Source organism: Alteromonas sp. 38 (assembly GCF_902506055.1).
In the GTDB taxonomy this organism is placed as follows: domain Bacteria; phylum Pseudomonadota; class Gammaproteobacteria; order Enterobacterales; family Alteromonadaceae; genus Alteromonas; species Alteromonas lipotrueae.
In genome coordinates, this window is the sequence record NZ_LR733300.1 from 2,107,367 (window position 1) to 2,122,931 (window position 15,565).

A 15,565-nucleotide genomic window follows, 5' to 3' on the forward strand; every position below is an offset into this window, starting at 1 on the left:
TGTTTAGCTCTTAACCTCAATCCGATATCATGTTACCTGTTCTTTTTTAAAAGTCAGTGTTAATGATAAATATTGGAAAAATTAATACATTAAAAGTGGTCGCCGAATATCCGTTTGGCTATGCGCTAGCACCACTTACCGATAATGTAGATGAAACCGACTACAGTAGTGAAGATATGCCTACTGTAACCTTACCTCACGACGAAGTAACCACGTCGCTGGAAGTGGAACAAACCCTAGATGTGTTTGTGGCTACCGATCAGCGCGGCGATTTGTTTGCTACCTTGAAGCCACCGCGCATACAAGTAGGTGAAACCAAGGTACTCAAAGCAGTCTCGGCTACACATTTCGGTGCATTCTTCGACTGGGGCCTAGAGAACGACTTACTCATACCCGCCGATTATCAAGAATCGCCTATAGATCCCGGCATGTATTATGTTGTTCACGCTTTCTTTGATGAAAAAACAAATCGAATTTTAGGTGCAACTCGTTTGCACTACTTCCTTAAAGAAGGTAGCGCCTATCTTAGCGAAGGTGAAAATGTGAGTTGTTTGGTTTATGCCAAATCTGACTTAGGCTTTAAAGTGGTATTGAACGAAAAAGCCCTAGGCCTAATTTTCCATAGCGATGCATTCAAACCGCTTAAAGTAGGGCAATCTACCGATGGCGTAGTCAAAACCATTCGTGAAGATGGCAAGATTGATGTGGTGTTACAGCGTCATGATAAGGAAACCCGTGATGCCTTGCAGCAAGCTATCTTAGATGATTTGGACGCCCACGGTGGTATTTCAACCTTAACGGACAAAAGTCCGCCCGATGCCATTTACCAGCATTTTAATGTGAGTAAAGCCGCGTATAAAAAAGCGTTAGGCGCATTGTACAAACAAAAGAAAATCACCATTGGCGCAGACGCCGTTCGTCTCACCCAATCGTAAGCAGGATACGAAATGAAAGCACAAGTTTCATGGGATAAAGACCTCACTTTCACCGGTACTACCGACAGTGGGTATAAGACCGTCATGGACGGTAGTGGAAATGCAATATCACCAATGGAGTCAGTATTATTAGCTGTTGGCGCATGCTCCAGTATTGATGTGGTAGAGATCCTTAAAAAAGGCCGCCACGAAATTGAAAGCTGTGAATGTGAGCTAGAAGCCGATCGTGCTGATGACGCCCCTCGCGTGTTTACAAAAATTCATGCCCACTACACTGTGGTAGCGAGCAGCGTGACCGAGAAAGCATTAGCGCGTGCAGTACAACTTTCTACTGAAAAATACTGCTCGGTTATGTTGATGCTAACCGGCAATGTGGAGATCACCACCAGCTATACTTTAGTTGAATCCACACACAATTAGGCTAATACACCACCTATTAGTGTAAAGGGCTATCAGAGATTGATGGCCCTTTTTTATTCCCCCACAAAAACCAATCTAACCACTTGATTGTTAAAGAATAAATATCTTCTTACATTTACTGGCATGGTTGCTGCTGTAAATTGGTATTACTCTAATAATTAACGACAACAATCAGGTATTTAACCATGGACGCTTCGTTTAACTCTCTTCGCACACTGTCCCTTACTGGCGGCATACTTTCTTTATCTTTGCTACTAGGTGCGTGTACCGACGCCGACGCTATAAACCCAACAGAAGACATCGCTGAAACGGTGATCGCAATCCCGGTAGAAGCCGCTGTGGTAACCAATGGCTCAATTAGTTCCACTTATACAACCACTGCTATTTTGGAAGCGAGAGAAGAAGCGTTTGTGGTAGCAAGGGCTTCCGGCATAATTGAACAGATAGTGGTAGAAGAAGGCGACTACGTTGAAAAAGGTCAAATTCTAGCGCAATTAGACAAACGCAGATACGAACTCAACCTTGCGAAGGCAAAGGCAGATTTAACCGGTTTAGAGCGTGAATTAGATAAAGTAAACAAAGTGTATTCTAAGAACCTTATCAGCGTTGATACTTACGACAAACTAACCGCCCAATACGAATCAGCCAAAGCGTCGGTTCATCTTGCTGAACTTGATTTAAAAGAAACCACCATTACTGCCCCTATTAGCGGTTTTATCGCTTCTCGAAACGCCAAAGTAGGTAACTTGACTGAATCTTTCCAGCGAGAGCGCATGTTTCATATTGTGCAGCAGCAGAATTTACAAGGTGTGGTGTATTTACCTGAAAATGAATTGCAGAATGTGGCGGTAGGTCAACCCGCCACCCTTATTATTGCTGCACTTGGCAATAAATCGTTAATGGCATCAGTAGAGCGAATTAGCCCTGTTATTGATGCAACCACCGGCACGTTTAAAGTTACCCTTGCGGTGCCAAATGAAAAACACGTATTAAAAGCGGGCATGTTCACTGACGTAGCCCTTGAGTATGCACTTCACAATAGCGCTACGCTACTTCCTCGACGTGCCCTTATTACCATGGACAACCAACATAGCGTCTTTGTTGTTAAAGACAATATAGCCACAAAAGTCGACATTGTGACTGGCTTTGAACAGGATGAAATGATTGAGGTATTAAGCGGCTTACAAGGTGATGAAAAAGTGGTTACTGCTGGCCACCAAAACCTAAAAGACCAAGCCCCTGTTGATGTCGTTAACGGCTAAGCCCGCTATAAAAAGGATATACCATGCGTATTGTTGATATAGCGGTTAAACGCCCGGTTGCCGTGTCTATGTTTACTTTTGCTGTACTGTTGTTTGGTATGGTCTCATTAGGTCGGTTGTCGGTAAATTTACTGCCAGACCTCTCCTACCCCACGCTAACCATTAGAACCGATTACACGGGTGCTGCTCCAGGCGAAGTGGAACAACTTGTTTCTAAACCTATTGAAGAAGCCATTGGCGTAGTAAAAGGGGTAAGAAAAGTAACTTCTACTTCACGTGCTGGCCAATCAGACGTGGTGATGGCGTTTAGATGGGGCACAGATATGGATTTCGCGAGTTTAGAAGTGCGCGAAAAGCTTGATGTGCTTCAACTCCCTCTCGACATTGAAAAGCCTCGTCTGTTGCGCTTTAACCCAAGTTTAGATCCGGTTATCAAACTAGGGCTCACAGAAGATGTACTCACTGGCCAACTGTCTACCACCCAAATGAAAAGGCTACGGTTATACGGCGAGCAACAAGTGAAACGCGCCCTCGAATCTGTTGAGGGTGTGGCAGCTGTGCGTGTTGGCGGTGGCCTTGAAAACGAAGTACACATTCTTATCGACCAACGTAAAGCCAGTCAGTTATCTATCCCTATTACCCGTATTATTGATCGTATTAAAGCCGAAAATGTGAACGCCGCGGGTGGTCGTATTGAAGGCGATGCCCAAGCGTTCTTAGTGCGCACACTGAATCAATTCGAAAACCTAACGGAAATAGAGAACCTGTTTATTGGCCGCTTTGAAGGTAGAAATATTCAATTAAAAGATGTGGCGACGGTAGAGGGTGCTTATAAAGATCGCAGTGTGGTAACTCGCTTCAATGGCAGTGAAGGGGTTGAAATTGCGATTTACAAAGAAGGCGATGCAAATGCAGTTGATGTAGCAAAGCAAATAGCCTCCCGCCTTAGTGAAATTGAGAATGACATTCCTGCGAATTACACACTGACGCAAATATACGATCAGAGTGTTTTCATAAAACAAGCTATCGATAATGTTAAGTCAGCGGCTATTATGGGCGGCTTACTTGCCATGCTAGTGTTATATCTATTTCTTAAGGATTTTTGGACTACAGTGATCATCTCTGTGTCTATTCCTGTCTCGGTTATTGCCACCTTCAACCTGATGTATGCCAACGATATAAGCCTAAACATGATGAGTTTAGGGGGGATTGCACTGGCTGTGGGTTTGCTTGTCGATAACAGTATTGTGGTGTTAGAAAACATCGACCGCCACAAAAAACGTAAACAAGCCATGTTGGCAAACAATGCTCATGGTGATATTAGTCACAGTACTCCTGTTTTGGCTGACGATCCTGCCGCATCAGGCACTAAGGAAGTATCGGGTGCCATTGTTGCTTCTACACTAACCACTATGGCCGTATTTGTGCCGCTTATTTTTGTAGAAGGCATTGCCGGTCAGCTATTTAGAGATCAAGCGCTAACCGTCAGTTTTGCACTCGCCGCCTCGTTAGTTGTCGCGCTCACACTTATTCCCGCCATGGCGCGAAGAAAGCAAAAAACGCAGCTTGCACACGAAGATACTTTTTCATCACCCACAAAAGCCCGCCCCACGACCTTGCTAGGGAAAATTGGCTATGTCGTAAAATGGCCTTTTGCAATGTTACTTCGCTTTGTGTTCGTTTATTTGCCGGCTGCGCTAATTACCTTAGTGATTGGTGCATGGCATATTCTTGCCAAGGGCTTGTCGTTGTTGTTTACGCCCTTAGTGTGGTTATTTAACAAAGGTTTTAATGGTCTGGAAAAAGTGTATCACCAAGCCTTAATTGCAAGCTTGAAGGCTAGAACACTTGTGGTCATGATAGCCTTAGTTTCAGCGGGTGGTGCGCTCTTCCTTGTCCCTAAACTGGGTATGGAGCTTATTCCCACTATGTCGCAAGGTGAATTCTCGGTAGATATTACCCTACCAGCGGGTACCCCCCTAAGCACAACTGATGCAACGTTATCGAACTTATCGGCAATAGCATCGGCAGATTCAAACGTAGCAAGAACTTACGCCATGTCGGGTACCGGAAGTTTAATTAGTGCCGCGCCTAGCCAAGGTGGCGATCACTGGGGAAGACTCAACATCGTAATGGCCCCTAATGCCAATACAAGCTCGAGCGAAAGCAAAAATGCGAGTAGCAATATGGATAACGTAAAGACCGCTCTACGCGACGCACTTAACCGTTACCCAAATGTTCAAGCTACCTTTACTGAGCCAGAACTCTTTACCTTTGCCTCGCCTATTCAAGTTGAAGTGAGTGGCTATGATTTACGCCAACTTCAAACGTATAGCGATAAAATTGCCCACGAATTAAGTACACATGACAATTTCACCGATATTTCTACCAGTATTCGTGAAGGTAACCCAGAACTAAAAATTGAGTTTCATCATGCCAAGCTGTCTCGTTTAGGCCTTGATGCTGCCACGGTGTCGTCTTTAATTGCCGCTAAAATTGGTGGCCGCGTTGCCACACAATACAGCCTCGAAGATAGAAAGGTTGATGTACTCGTGCGTACCAAAGACAGTCAGCGCGACAACATCAATGATGTACGCGCCATTGTCGTGAACCCTGACTCATCACAGCCTATTCCCCTTGGTGCCGTTGCCGATGTTTACATGAGTGTAGGTCCCAGTGAAATTACGCGCATTGGGCAGCAACGGGTGGCATTAATTTCCGCGAATTTAGCAAAAGGGAAGCTAGATGAGGCCGTTTCATTGGTCAATAAGGTGCTTAACGATACACAGTTACCTTTGTCGATGGATGCCACAGTGACTGGGCAAAGTGAGGATATGCAAGATAGCTTCAGGTCGCTGCAATTTGCCTTAGCGTTGGCTATTTTCATGGTGTACTTGGTGATGGCGTCGCAATTTGAATCACTACTTCATCCACTGCTTATACTGTTTGCGGTTCCCCTTGCTGGTGCAGGTTCTGTGTACGGCCTATGGCTTACCAATACACCATTGAACGTAGTGGTTTTCATCGGGCTGATTATGCTTTGCGGTATAGTGGTTAACAACGCCATTGTGCTTGTTGATCGCATTAACCAATTACGTGCTAACGGCATGGAAAAAAACGCAGCCATCATCGATGCAGGAAAAACCCGTTTACGCCCCATTGTGATGACAACCCTGACGACCATTTTAGGCTTGATGCCCATGGCGTTTGGATTAGGTGAAGGCGCTGAAATACGCACACCTATGGCCATTACCGTAATTTTCGGATTGCTATTTTCTAGCTTGCTTACCCTAATATTGCTGCCCGTGCTTTACAGCCTTTTCGATAAAAAGGTCTCAACTGTGGTAGAAAAAAACCAAGTGGCAGACGTTTCGGGAGGCGCCTATGAAAACGCCTAACGATGAGCATAACAAGGGCGCTACGCAACCTGATAAGCCCACTGAAAATACTATCAATGGCATTGGCGCGGCACTAGCACGCTTTGCGTTAAACCGCCCAGTGACTATAGGCATGGTGTTTATCTCCATGTTGTTATTTGGCGCAGTGTCTGGAAAGTTGTTGCCCCTGGAGAAATTCCCTGGCATAGACATTCCTGAAATGGTGGTTGAAGTGCCCTACCCCGATGCTACGCCGGTAGAAATTGAAACCATGATCACCCGCCCGGTGGAAGAAGCCATCGCCACCATGTCGGGTATTAAACGATTGCGGGCAAGGTCGTATGAAAACAAAGCGGAAATCATTGTTGAGTTTGATTGGGATGAAAACCTTAAGGCAAAGGGCGTAGAAGCCAGGGAAAAAATTGACGCTATTCGCCACTTACTTCCTGCTGATGTAGAGCGTGTCATGGTGTACAAATTCAACACCAATGATATGCCCATTTTTCAACTCCGCGTTTCGAGCGATCGTGACTTATCCCTCGCGTATGACTTATTAGAGCGTAATTTAAAGCGCCCTATTGAGCGCGTTGCTGGTGTGTCTAAGGTTGAACTATACGGCACTCTCAAAAGGCAAATTACTATTCGGTTAGATCCGAAATTAATGACGGCCTATCAAGTGGATGTCACTGCATTGGGGCAAAAGCTTCAAAACGCCAACTTTTCGTTAACCGCAGGCTACATGTATGACAACGGCGAGAAAATACTGGTTAATCCCGTTGGGGAATTTACCGATATGGCCGATTTCGAAAACATGTGGGTTTCACCCAATGTGCGTTTGTCCGACATTGCCACAATCAGCTTTGAATTGCCCGAGCAAAGCGAAGGCCGCCACCTAGATAGAACCTTTGCGGTTGGGTTTAATATATTCAGAGAGTCTGGTAGCAATTTAGTCGAAGTTTCCTCTGACGTTATGAAAGTGATAGAGGAAGCCAAGTCTGACCCTGCGTTTACGGGTATTAACCTGTTTGTTATGGACGATGTGGCAAAAAGCGTCACCTCATCGCTGTCTGATTTGCTCAGTGCTGGATTGTTAGGTGCATTACTTTCTATCGTGGTGCTGTATTTATTTTTGCGCCAGCTTACCACAACTCTCATTGTCGTACTGTCAGTTCCATTCTCAATCTGCATTACGTTGGGAGTGATGTACTTGATGGGCTACACCCTAAATATCTTGTCTCTGATGGGCTTGATGTTAGCAGTAGGTATGTTGGTTGATAATGCGGTGGTTATTACCGAAAGTATCTTTCAAGAACGACAACAAGATAACCATATTAGCCGCGCCACCCAGCGTGGAGTTAACAATGTCAGCTTGGCCGTTATTGCAGGAACCGCCACTACCGCTATTGTATTTTTACCTAACATTGTGGGCGTGAAAATTGATGTAACGATATTTTTAGAGCACGTCGCCATCGCCATTTGTATCTCGCTTTTCGCCTCGTTGTTTATTGCCAAAACCTTGATCCCTTTACTTACTACAAAAATAGCGATTCCTGAAGCGAAAGAAGACAGCACGCCTGGCTATATCACGCGATATGGTCGAATACTGTCTTGGGTAATGGTAAACCAAGGAAAAACATCACTGATTGCATTAGGTATTTTGCTTTCTACTGCTATTCCTATGCAGGTCGTTACCTCCGATGATGAAGGTAACGATAATCAAGAACGAATTTGGCTAAATTATCACGTTACTCAGAACTACACGCTTGATGAAGTAGAAAAAACGGTGGATAAAATGGAGGCGTTTTTATATGAAAACCAAAAACGCTTCCACATTAAACAAGTTTATACCTATTTCACGCCAGGGCATGCAGTAAGTGGAATAACCCTAAACGACGATCTCCCTGTGAGTGTGGGTACGATTAAAGAAGATATTCGAGAAAACATGCCTGCCTTCGTTAGAGCTCGACCATCATTTCAATGGGACAGTGGTAACGGCGGCGGTGTGCGTATTACCTTGTTGGGCGAATCTTCAGATACCTTGCTAGAAATATCAGAACGCCTTATCCCTATACTCGCTAATATTGATGGACTCACCGACGTGAAAGCCGATACTGGCTCTAAACGTGACGAACTTCAGATTCGAATTGATAGAGAAAAGGCGAATCGGTTAGGAATTCAAGTGAGTGACGTAGCCCAGCTTGTGGCTACGGCATTAAGAGGCGCGAATTTACGCACATTTCGATATGGTGATGCAGGTGAAGTGAATGTTCAGCTTCGCTATGGCAGTGATGTTCAAAAATCATTGGATGCTCTTAAGCATATTAATATTGGGTTTAATCAAGACCGGGCAATCACCCTTGCTATGGTGGCGGATTTTTCGGTTGAGCAGCAACTTTCGCAGATAAATCGAAGCTACCGACAAACGGCGTTAGATATAGGCGCAAATTTGGAAGATGATGCCACTATAGAAGAAGCCAAAGAGCGTATTCAACAGGCACTAGCCCATATCGAACTCCCCACGGGTTACCAGTGGACACTAGATGGCAGCTTTTCACGCCAAGATGAGGCCAATGGGGTGATGCAAATGAATATGCTGCTCGCTTTGTGCATGATTTATGTGGTGATGGCGGCGCTGTTTGAATCGCTAGTGCTACCTACCTCGGTGATTACGTCGTTACTCTTTTCATTTACCGGCGTCTTTTGGGCCTTTATGGTCACGGGTACATCCATGTCGATAATGGGCATGATTGGCATGCTAATTCTCATGGGTATTGTGGTGAATAATGGGATTGTATTAGTCGATAGAATTAATCAACTGGTTAATGAGGGGATAACCCTTTATGACGCCGTTGTGCAAGGCGCACAATCTCGCATTCGCCCCATTTTAATGACGGTAGCAACAACTGTTCTAGGCTTAGTGCCCCTTGCTATGGGTGCAACAAGAATAGGTGGCGACGGACCGCCTTACTCGCCAATGGCCATTGCCATTATTGGTGGGCTAGTGTTCTCTACCATGACCAGTTTATTTTTGGTACCACTTGCTTATGTGTTGCTACTCAAGCTGCGTTTTAATACTCAGCGAATGATAGTCAACGGACAAGCTAGAATAGCTAAACTTATTAAAGTGTGAATAGTGTAGTTACGATGACTAAGCCGTAAATAGTGTTAAGCATTACTTACGTAGCGGGTGTTTCTGCTGATAAAACATAACAGCACAGCCACCCGCTAACTTAGTAAACGCACAATTAACTACGTGACGTTAGGTATTCGTGAACTGAGTTGGCATCACGCTCAACAGAGAACTTGATTAAGTTAACACCGTTACATGTTAAACCGTCTTCTGCAGTAACCATGCGTAATACTTCACGTTGGCTAGCACCAATACGACCTACGTTACGGGCAAGGTTTGAACGTAATACTTTAATATCATCAAGTACAACCGCTTTACAGAAGCCTGAAAATTGTGTTTCGCCTACAAAACGAACGTCTTTTTCTGGCGCAGCGTTAGCATTAACAGCAAAAGCTAGTGCAGCAGTAGCAGCTAAAGTCTTAAGTAATTTCATCATTAGATCCTCAAAGGTTTTGGCAAACTCGGTAAAAGCAGTTCAAGGAAGGAATTCCCTGAGTGCCCTTTATTTATGACCTAAAATGGAAATTAATGCTGTTTAAAGATTGTATAAGGCGAGTAAACTAACGGTAAATCAGAATGTTACTAAGTCATTAACAAACTACACACCTGATTTATAAAGAGTTATTAGTTTGATTTATAACGGTTCGTTATAGCTGTGAGTTTTTTACTATTAAAAAGGTCTAATACTTTTGTCTATTCTTGTACAAATAAAAGCCTGATGTATGAAATTTTCACAAAAAAAGGCAGAGCAATGAGATAAAACCCCGTTACCCCGCCCAACTTTGTTGTAATAAAACTACATTTTAGTCATATTTTCTTGCACGCTTAGTCGAAATAGCGTCGATATATGCGTGCCACGATGCATAACCGATTAGCGGCATTAATATGATAAAGCCAACGAAGCCTGTAACGAAGCCAATAGCCACCGCCGTAAATATAATGGCGCCCCATATGAGCATGGGAACTTTATTTACCCATACCGCGTTAACACTGGTGAGTAACGCCGTGGCTAAATCGACCTTACGTTCCATTAATATAGGTTGAGTGAAGGCTGTAACAAATAGCATGGCTAAGGTGAAACCTGCCCCCACTATCGAGCCCAGTACCAGAAATGGCATTAAACTCTGAAGGGTGGTTTCTATATTCGACGGATATAGTGCGTGAATGAGCGAAGCCACCCGCAGCCAAAATATCATCATCACCATTAGCAAAATACCAAACCCCCATTCATTCACTGCATTTCTTCGCATGGCGCGCAATGAATGCATAAAGGTAGGCTTGTGCCCTTTTTCCAATTCCCAACTTATATCATATAAACCTGCAGCCAAGAACGGACCAATCAACATAAAACACACTATGGCGGGCATTATCACCAAGTGCCAGCCTGTCATCTCTACTAGGTACATTATGAACCAAGGAATAACGGCAAACATAACGCCATATACCGCGGTTAAAATAGGCGTGCGCATAGCGTCGCGCAAACCAAGTGAAAGCCATTTTATAGGATCGCCTATATCGAGTTCCTTACAAGGGATTACCCTTGCAATACCGCTTTGAGTTATCGCATTTTCTGGGGTTTCTTTAAAATGGTGCGACATAATGAGAATTACCTCTGCTATTACACGTAAAAGGTGTTGGCGCGCCCATCCTAATGCGCCGTACTTATACGATAGGCCGATTCACTTAATTTTACAATTAATTAACAAGATTTTAGCCTTTTTGATGAGTTTCTATTTCTAATTAGCTGTTAATTGGTAAGTTTACTATATGAAGTTTTTTTTAATATTGTGTTTATCAATCACTTTTTAGGTATTTCCGACCAATTTTATGATGCAAACCTCAATTCCCCGCACGCTTTTTAACCAAATCGAAATATTTTTCACGTTTAGCGCTAAATTAGGCTTCGCAAGGGTATGTGGTTTACGTTAACCTCAAGGTCTGTAAATTAACCAGAAAGACCATGAAAACTGTATCTCGCTCACACAAATTAGATAACGTTTGTTATGACATTCGCGGCCCCATTGCGGCACAAGCTAAAAAAATGGAAGATGAAGGCCACCGTATTTTAAAATTAAATATTGGTAACCCTGCCCCATTTGGCTTTGAAGCCCCCGACGATATCCTTAAAGACGTTATTCACAACCTGCCTACTTCCCAAGGATATTCAGATTCAACGGGAATTTACGCAGCACGTGTGGCAGTGATGCAATATTATCAACAGCGCAACATTCAGCATATTCGTGTAGACGATGTTTATATTGGTAACGGCGTTAGTGAATTGATAATGATGGCCATGCAAGCGCTACTCAATCATGGCGACGAAGTACTAATCCCAAGCCCAGATTATCCACTTTGGACCGCTGCAGTAAGCTTATCTTCGGGTTCACCGGTACACTATCGATGTGATGAACAAGCCGGCTGGTTTCCTGATTTAGATGATATCAAGAGTAAGATAACCAGTAAGACTCGTGCTATCGTACTTATCAACCCGAATAACCCCACCGGCGCGGTTTATGACAAAGCGCTATTACAAGACGTTGTCGATTTAGCCAGAGAACATGGCTTAGTGGTGTTTAGCGATGAAATCTACGATAAAATTTTATACGACGATGCCGAGCACACCTGTATAGCCTCTCTTGCTGACGATGTATTTTTCGTTACCTTTGGCGGACTGTCTAAAAACTACCGTGTAGCGGGCTTTCGTTCTGGCTGGTTGGTAGTGAGTGGGAACAAGCGCTTAGCACGGGACTATATAGAAGGTTTAAATATTTTATCGTCTATGAGGATGTGTGCAAATGTACCTTGTCAGAGTGCAATCCAGACCGCGTTAGGTGGATATCAGAGCATTAATGACTTAGTGAAAGACACTGGTCGCCTTCGCATTCAGCGTGATGTAGCGGTAGACATGCTTAACAGTATTGACGGTATACACTGTGTTAAGCCCAAAGGTGCTATGTATTGCTTCGCTCGCGTTGATGAGAAAAAATTCAATATAAACAATGATGAGCAGATGATTTTAGATTTGCTGCGTGCTGAAAAGATACTACTAGTACACGGTAAAGCGTTCAATCTGACAGATGGCATCTATTTCCGTTTAGTGTTTTTACCTCATAGTGATGTGCTAGTTCCGGCGCTTCACCGTATAGGTAACTTCTTTCAACACTATCAACAAGGCGCTTAACGTGTCAGATAAAAGCCATTTTTTTGCTCACCTTGCCCGATTAAAGCTCATTAATCGCTGGCCGCTTATGCACAATGTACGCACCGAAAACGTTCAGGAGCATAGTTTACAAGTGGCCATGGTGGCTCACGCCCTCGCCTTAATAAAGAACAAGTTTTTTGGCGGAACATTAAACGCAGAACGTATTGCTACCATTGCGATGTTTCATGATGTGTCTGAAGTGCTCACTGGCGACCTTCCAACACCGGTAAAATATTATAATCCAGACATAAAGCACGAATACAAAAAGATTGAAAAGATAGCCGAAAACATTTTAATCGACATGGCACCAGACGCATTTAAAGAAGATTACGCCTCACTGATTGATGCTAATTTTCACACTGAAGAAGAAGCCTTTATTGTTAAAGCTGCCGATGTACTGTGCGCCTATTTGAAAACCTTAGAAGAACTTTCAGCAGGAAACCAAGAATTCAAATTAGCTAAAAAACGGTTAGATAAGATTTTAAAAGAATACCATTCAGATGAAGTCGATTATTTCCTTACCCGTTATGTGCCTAGTTTTTCGCTCAGTTTAGACGAAATTACCCAGGAAGAAATTTAAAAAAGGAACGCACTGTGATAGTACAAAAATGGGAACAAGAATTACACGCTCGCAGACTGCCGCGCAGTGTTTCTCGCGATGGCGATCATCGCAATCCCTACCAGCGAGATAAAGCTCGCGTACTTCACAGTGCTGCTTTTAGGCGCTTACAGGCCAAAACCCAAGTATTGGGTGTTGGCCTAAGTGATTTTTATCGCACTCGCCTTACCCACTCTTTAGAAGCCGCGCAAATAGGTACCGGTATTACTGCGCAGCTATGCGGTAAGTTTCCAGATATCGCCAATAAATTAACCCTTGATGCTACGCTGATTGAAACCTTGTGCTTAGCCCATGATATCGGTCACCCACCATTTGGGCACGGCGGTGAAATTGCCCTTCATTATATGATGCACGAACATGGTGGCTTTGAAGGCAACGGCCAAACCTTTCGCATTATTACTCAACTAGAGCCCTATACCGCCGAACATGGTATGAACTTGTGCCGACGAAGTGTATTAGGCCTGGTGAAATACCCCAACTTTATAGATACGTTACGCTCTCCTGATGTTAATGGTGAGCGCCCAGCGTCTTTGCGCCAAGTAAAAGCCAGCCAATGGCACCCGCCTAAAGGTTTATTTCGCTGCGATGAACCACTATTTGATTGGTTATTAGCACCTTTTAGTTTGCAAGACAAAGACAAACTAATGTCATTCAACCAATTTGATAACAAGCACAGTAAAACGCGCTTCAAGTCTTTTGACTGCTCGATTATGGAACTTGCGGATGATATTGCTTATGGCATACACGATTTAGAAGACGCAATTGTCATGGACATGGTGAACCGACAAGACTTTATTAGCGATGTCACCCTTCCGCTAAAAGCATTGGGTATAAAATGGTTATCAGGCAACATTGATGAACTTACCGATAAGCTTTTCAGCAAAGCCCATCACGAGCGCAAAAATGCAATTGGCGCATTGGTAAACAGTTTCATTACTGCTATTGAAATTGCGGGTGTAGACGGTTTCGAACACCCCCTTCTAGCGTACAATGCTAAAATGCCTAACGACTTTGAGCGTGGCCTAGAACTATTCAAACGCTTTGTTTATAACAAAGTGATTCGCCGCCCCGATGTACAACAACTTGAGTACAAGGGCCAGTTAGTAGTGATGGAATTATTAGAAGCTTTTAGTTCTGATCCAGCGCGCCTGTTGCCCGAAAACACGCAAGAGCGCTGGTTAAAAGCGTGCGAACAAAATAACGGCATGCGCGTGCTTGCTGATTATATTTCCGGTATGACCGATGAATTTGCCTCTCGCTTATATGGCACACTCTTTTCTCCTCGACAAGGTGGCATTCAAGATAACTTTCACGGTTAGCGTTAAGCGTGGTACAAAGTTATTACGTTAAATTAAGCAGCACTAATCTTTAACGGCATCTGCAACGATTTGTGCATTTACAATTTGGTTCACACTCCCCTGAATAACCACGGTGGCTGATATTTTGTCCTGAATGGCTTGTCTGTTTGGGTCCCAGTACACCTGTAAAAAGCCTAATAACCCCGTCGCAAAACCTGCTCCGTAACCGCCGTACCGGCCAAAGCAATCAAGCATGCCAAGTGGCTCACCGCTTAACGAAACCACGCGAATATTACATACTTTTTTACCTGGGGTTTGCCCGCGCCAAAGTAACGAGAACAAGGTAAAGTAAACAGCAGCCCAACCAAAACCTAGGCCTAGGTCTTGAATAATGCCTTTGCCCCACTGCAAAATACTGGTTACAGGTGTCGTGTTGCTTTCAGTTATAACTTCGCGCGAAATGCTCTCTGGCGCTAAATCTGAATTATTAACATCCTGTGCTGTATCAGATTCTTCATCTGCTATAGCCATCAAGTGCAATAGTGATCGGGTAAATTGAGTACTTTCAGCGTCTTCAATTTCAGCAAGTTCAGGTAATTGAGCAACTAGATTAGCGCTAGCAGCGCTCTGGCAAATTTCATCGCAGTTTTTATCGTTGTCTGTTTGCGCTAAATAGGTACGTATTATTGATTTATCATGCTCACTTAACTCATCTTTTCGCTCTGCTTCTTTTATTTGTGTTCCTTGTATAGCGCTATCGCCTTCAAAGAAATCTATTGCTAACGAGAGTACCGTTAGCGAGCTTACAAATAAAAAGCTTGCCGCAAAAAGCTTTAATGTTCTGCGCCAAAACGGCGACATTTTAGGGAGGTATTGTTGTGCAGTGCCTTTATAAAAAGCCATAGCAGCAACGAAGGCAATTAACGTTGCGCTAAGCTTCGCAGCCATAAATATTAAAATGACATCAATGATCATTGCCAGTGCGCGCTTAATCGGTGTGGCTAGAGGGATACCTAATAGCGCTTGGTCAACGTTAAAAGCATACGGGGTGATCACATCTCTGGTTTCTGAGCCAGATAGCGCTGATTGCTCTTTTTCGTTGGCTTTCATTTTTATACTTGTTATTAAAATAGGTAAACCATTTAAATTACGCGCTTTTTATTTTTAGCTCAAGCTAAAGCTATTGATTACTATGCACAAAAAAACCTAATTAGTTCAATTGGTATCCCTTACTTACCATTGTGTCTCACTGTGCTCTTGGTAATACATGAAATTTTATTCTTAGTTGGTGGGTCTTTGTAGTTACGCAAAATTTTTACTTA

11 protein-coding genes are annotated in these 15,565 nt (G+C 43.6%); 8 read left to right on the forward strand and 3 right to left on the reverse strand.

Annotated elements, in window-relative coordinates:
• Positions 1-62: 62 nt before the first annotated feature.
• From FLAVO9R_RS09100 to FLAVO9R_RS09120, 5 genes are all read left to right on the forward strand, one after another.
• Positions 63-935, forward strand: coding sequence for a CvfB family protein (locus FLAVO9R_RS09100; protein ID WP_159530653.1), 873 nt, complete (start codon positions 63-65; stop codon positions 933-935).
• 12 nt (positions 936-947) lie between these two features.
• Positions 948-1,355, forward strand: coding sequence for an OsmC family protein (locus FLAVO9R_RS09105; RefSeq protein ID WP_159530655.1), 408 nt, complete (start codon positions 948-950; stop codon positions 1,353-1,355).
• Positions 1,356-1,540: 185 nt separating this feature from the next.
• Positions 1,541-2,617 (forward strand): efflux RND transporter periplasmic adaptor subunit, encoded by a 1,077-nt coding sequence (locus FLAVO9R_RS09110; RefSeq protein WP_159530657.1) that lies wholly within the window; start codon positions 1,541-1,543, stop codon positions 2,615-2,617.
• A 23-nt stretch (positions 2,618-2,640) separates the two neighbouring features.
• Positions 2,641-6,015 carry an efflux RND transporter permease subunit gene (locus FLAVO9R_RS09115; RefSeq protein ID WP_159530659.1) on the forward strand — a complete coding sequence of 1,125 codons (3,375 nt, stop codon included), beginning with the start codon at positions 2,641-2,643 and terminating at the stop codon, positions 6,013-6,015.
• Positions 6,002-9,124, forward strand: coding sequence for an efflux RND transporter permease subunit (locus tag FLAVO9R_RS09120; RefSeq protein WP_232370618.1), 3,123 nt, complete (start codon positions 6,002-6,004; stop codon positions 9,122-9,124). The genes FLAVO9R_RS09115 and FLAVO9R_RS09120 overlap by 14 nt, the downstream gene beginning before the upstream one ends.
• Before the next feature lie 115 nt (positions 9,125-9,239).
• Here FLAVO9R_RS09120 and FLAVO9R_RS09125 read toward each other — a convergent pair whose 3' ends face one another.
• Together FLAVO9R_RS09125 and FLAVO9R_RS09130 are read right to left on the reverse strand one after the other, a co-directional pair.
• The gene (locus FLAVO9R_RS09125; protein ID WP_057792150.1) at positions 9,240-9,557 is read right to left on the reverse strand and encodes a DUF3718 domain-containing protein; all 318 of its coding nucleotides are present in this window, start codon (positions 9,555-9,557) and stop codon (positions 9,240-9,242) included.
• A 370-nt stretch (positions 9,558-9,927) separates the two neighbouring features.
• Positions 9,928-10,722 carry a DUF2189 domain-containing protein gene (locus tag FLAVO9R_RS09130; protein ID WP_159530661.1) on the reverse strand — a complete coding sequence of 265 codons (795 nt, stop codon included), beginning with the start codon at positions 10,720-10,722 and terminating at the stop codon, positions 9,928-9,930.
• A 362-nt stretch (positions 10,723-11,084) separates the two neighbouring features.
• Here FLAVO9R_RS09130 and FLAVO9R_RS09135 point away from each other — a divergent pair, with 362 nt between their 5' ends.
• Genes FLAVO9R_RS09135 through FLAVO9R_RS09145 form a run of 3 tightly spaced genes read left to right on the forward strand, consistent with a single transcriptional unit; the run spans position 11,085 to position 14,264 of the window.
• Entirely contained in the window at positions 11,085-12,305 is a 1,221-nt protein-coding gene (locus FLAVO9R_RS09135; RefSeq protein WP_159530663.1) for a pyridoxal phosphate-dependent aminotransferase, read from the forward strand.
• 1 nt (position 12,306) lies between these two features.
• Positions 12,307-12,906, forward strand: a complete 600-nt coding sequence (yfbR, locus tag FLAVO9R_RS09140; RefSeq protein WP_057792155.1) for a 5'-deoxynucleotidase — start codon at positions 12,307-12,309, stop codon at positions 12,904-12,906.
• A 14-nt stretch (positions 12,907-12,920) separates the two neighbouring features.
• Complete coding sequence (locus FLAVO9R_RS09145; RefSeq protein ID WP_159530665.1) at positions 12,921-14,264, forward strand: anti-phage deoxyguanosine triphosphatase; 1,344 nt, start codon at positions 12,921-12,923, stop codon at positions 14,262-14,264.
• A 42-nt stretch (positions 14,265-14,306) separates the two neighbouring features.
• Here the strand turns inward: FLAVO9R_RS09145 and FLAVO9R_RS09150 are convergent, their stop codons facing one another.
• A complete protein-coding gene (locus tag FLAVO9R_RS09150; protein ID WP_159530667.1) occupies positions 14,307-15,353 on the reverse strand; it encodes an RDD family protein in 1,047 nt (348 codons plus the stop codon).
• Positions 15,354-15,565: the final 212 nt, after the last annotated feature.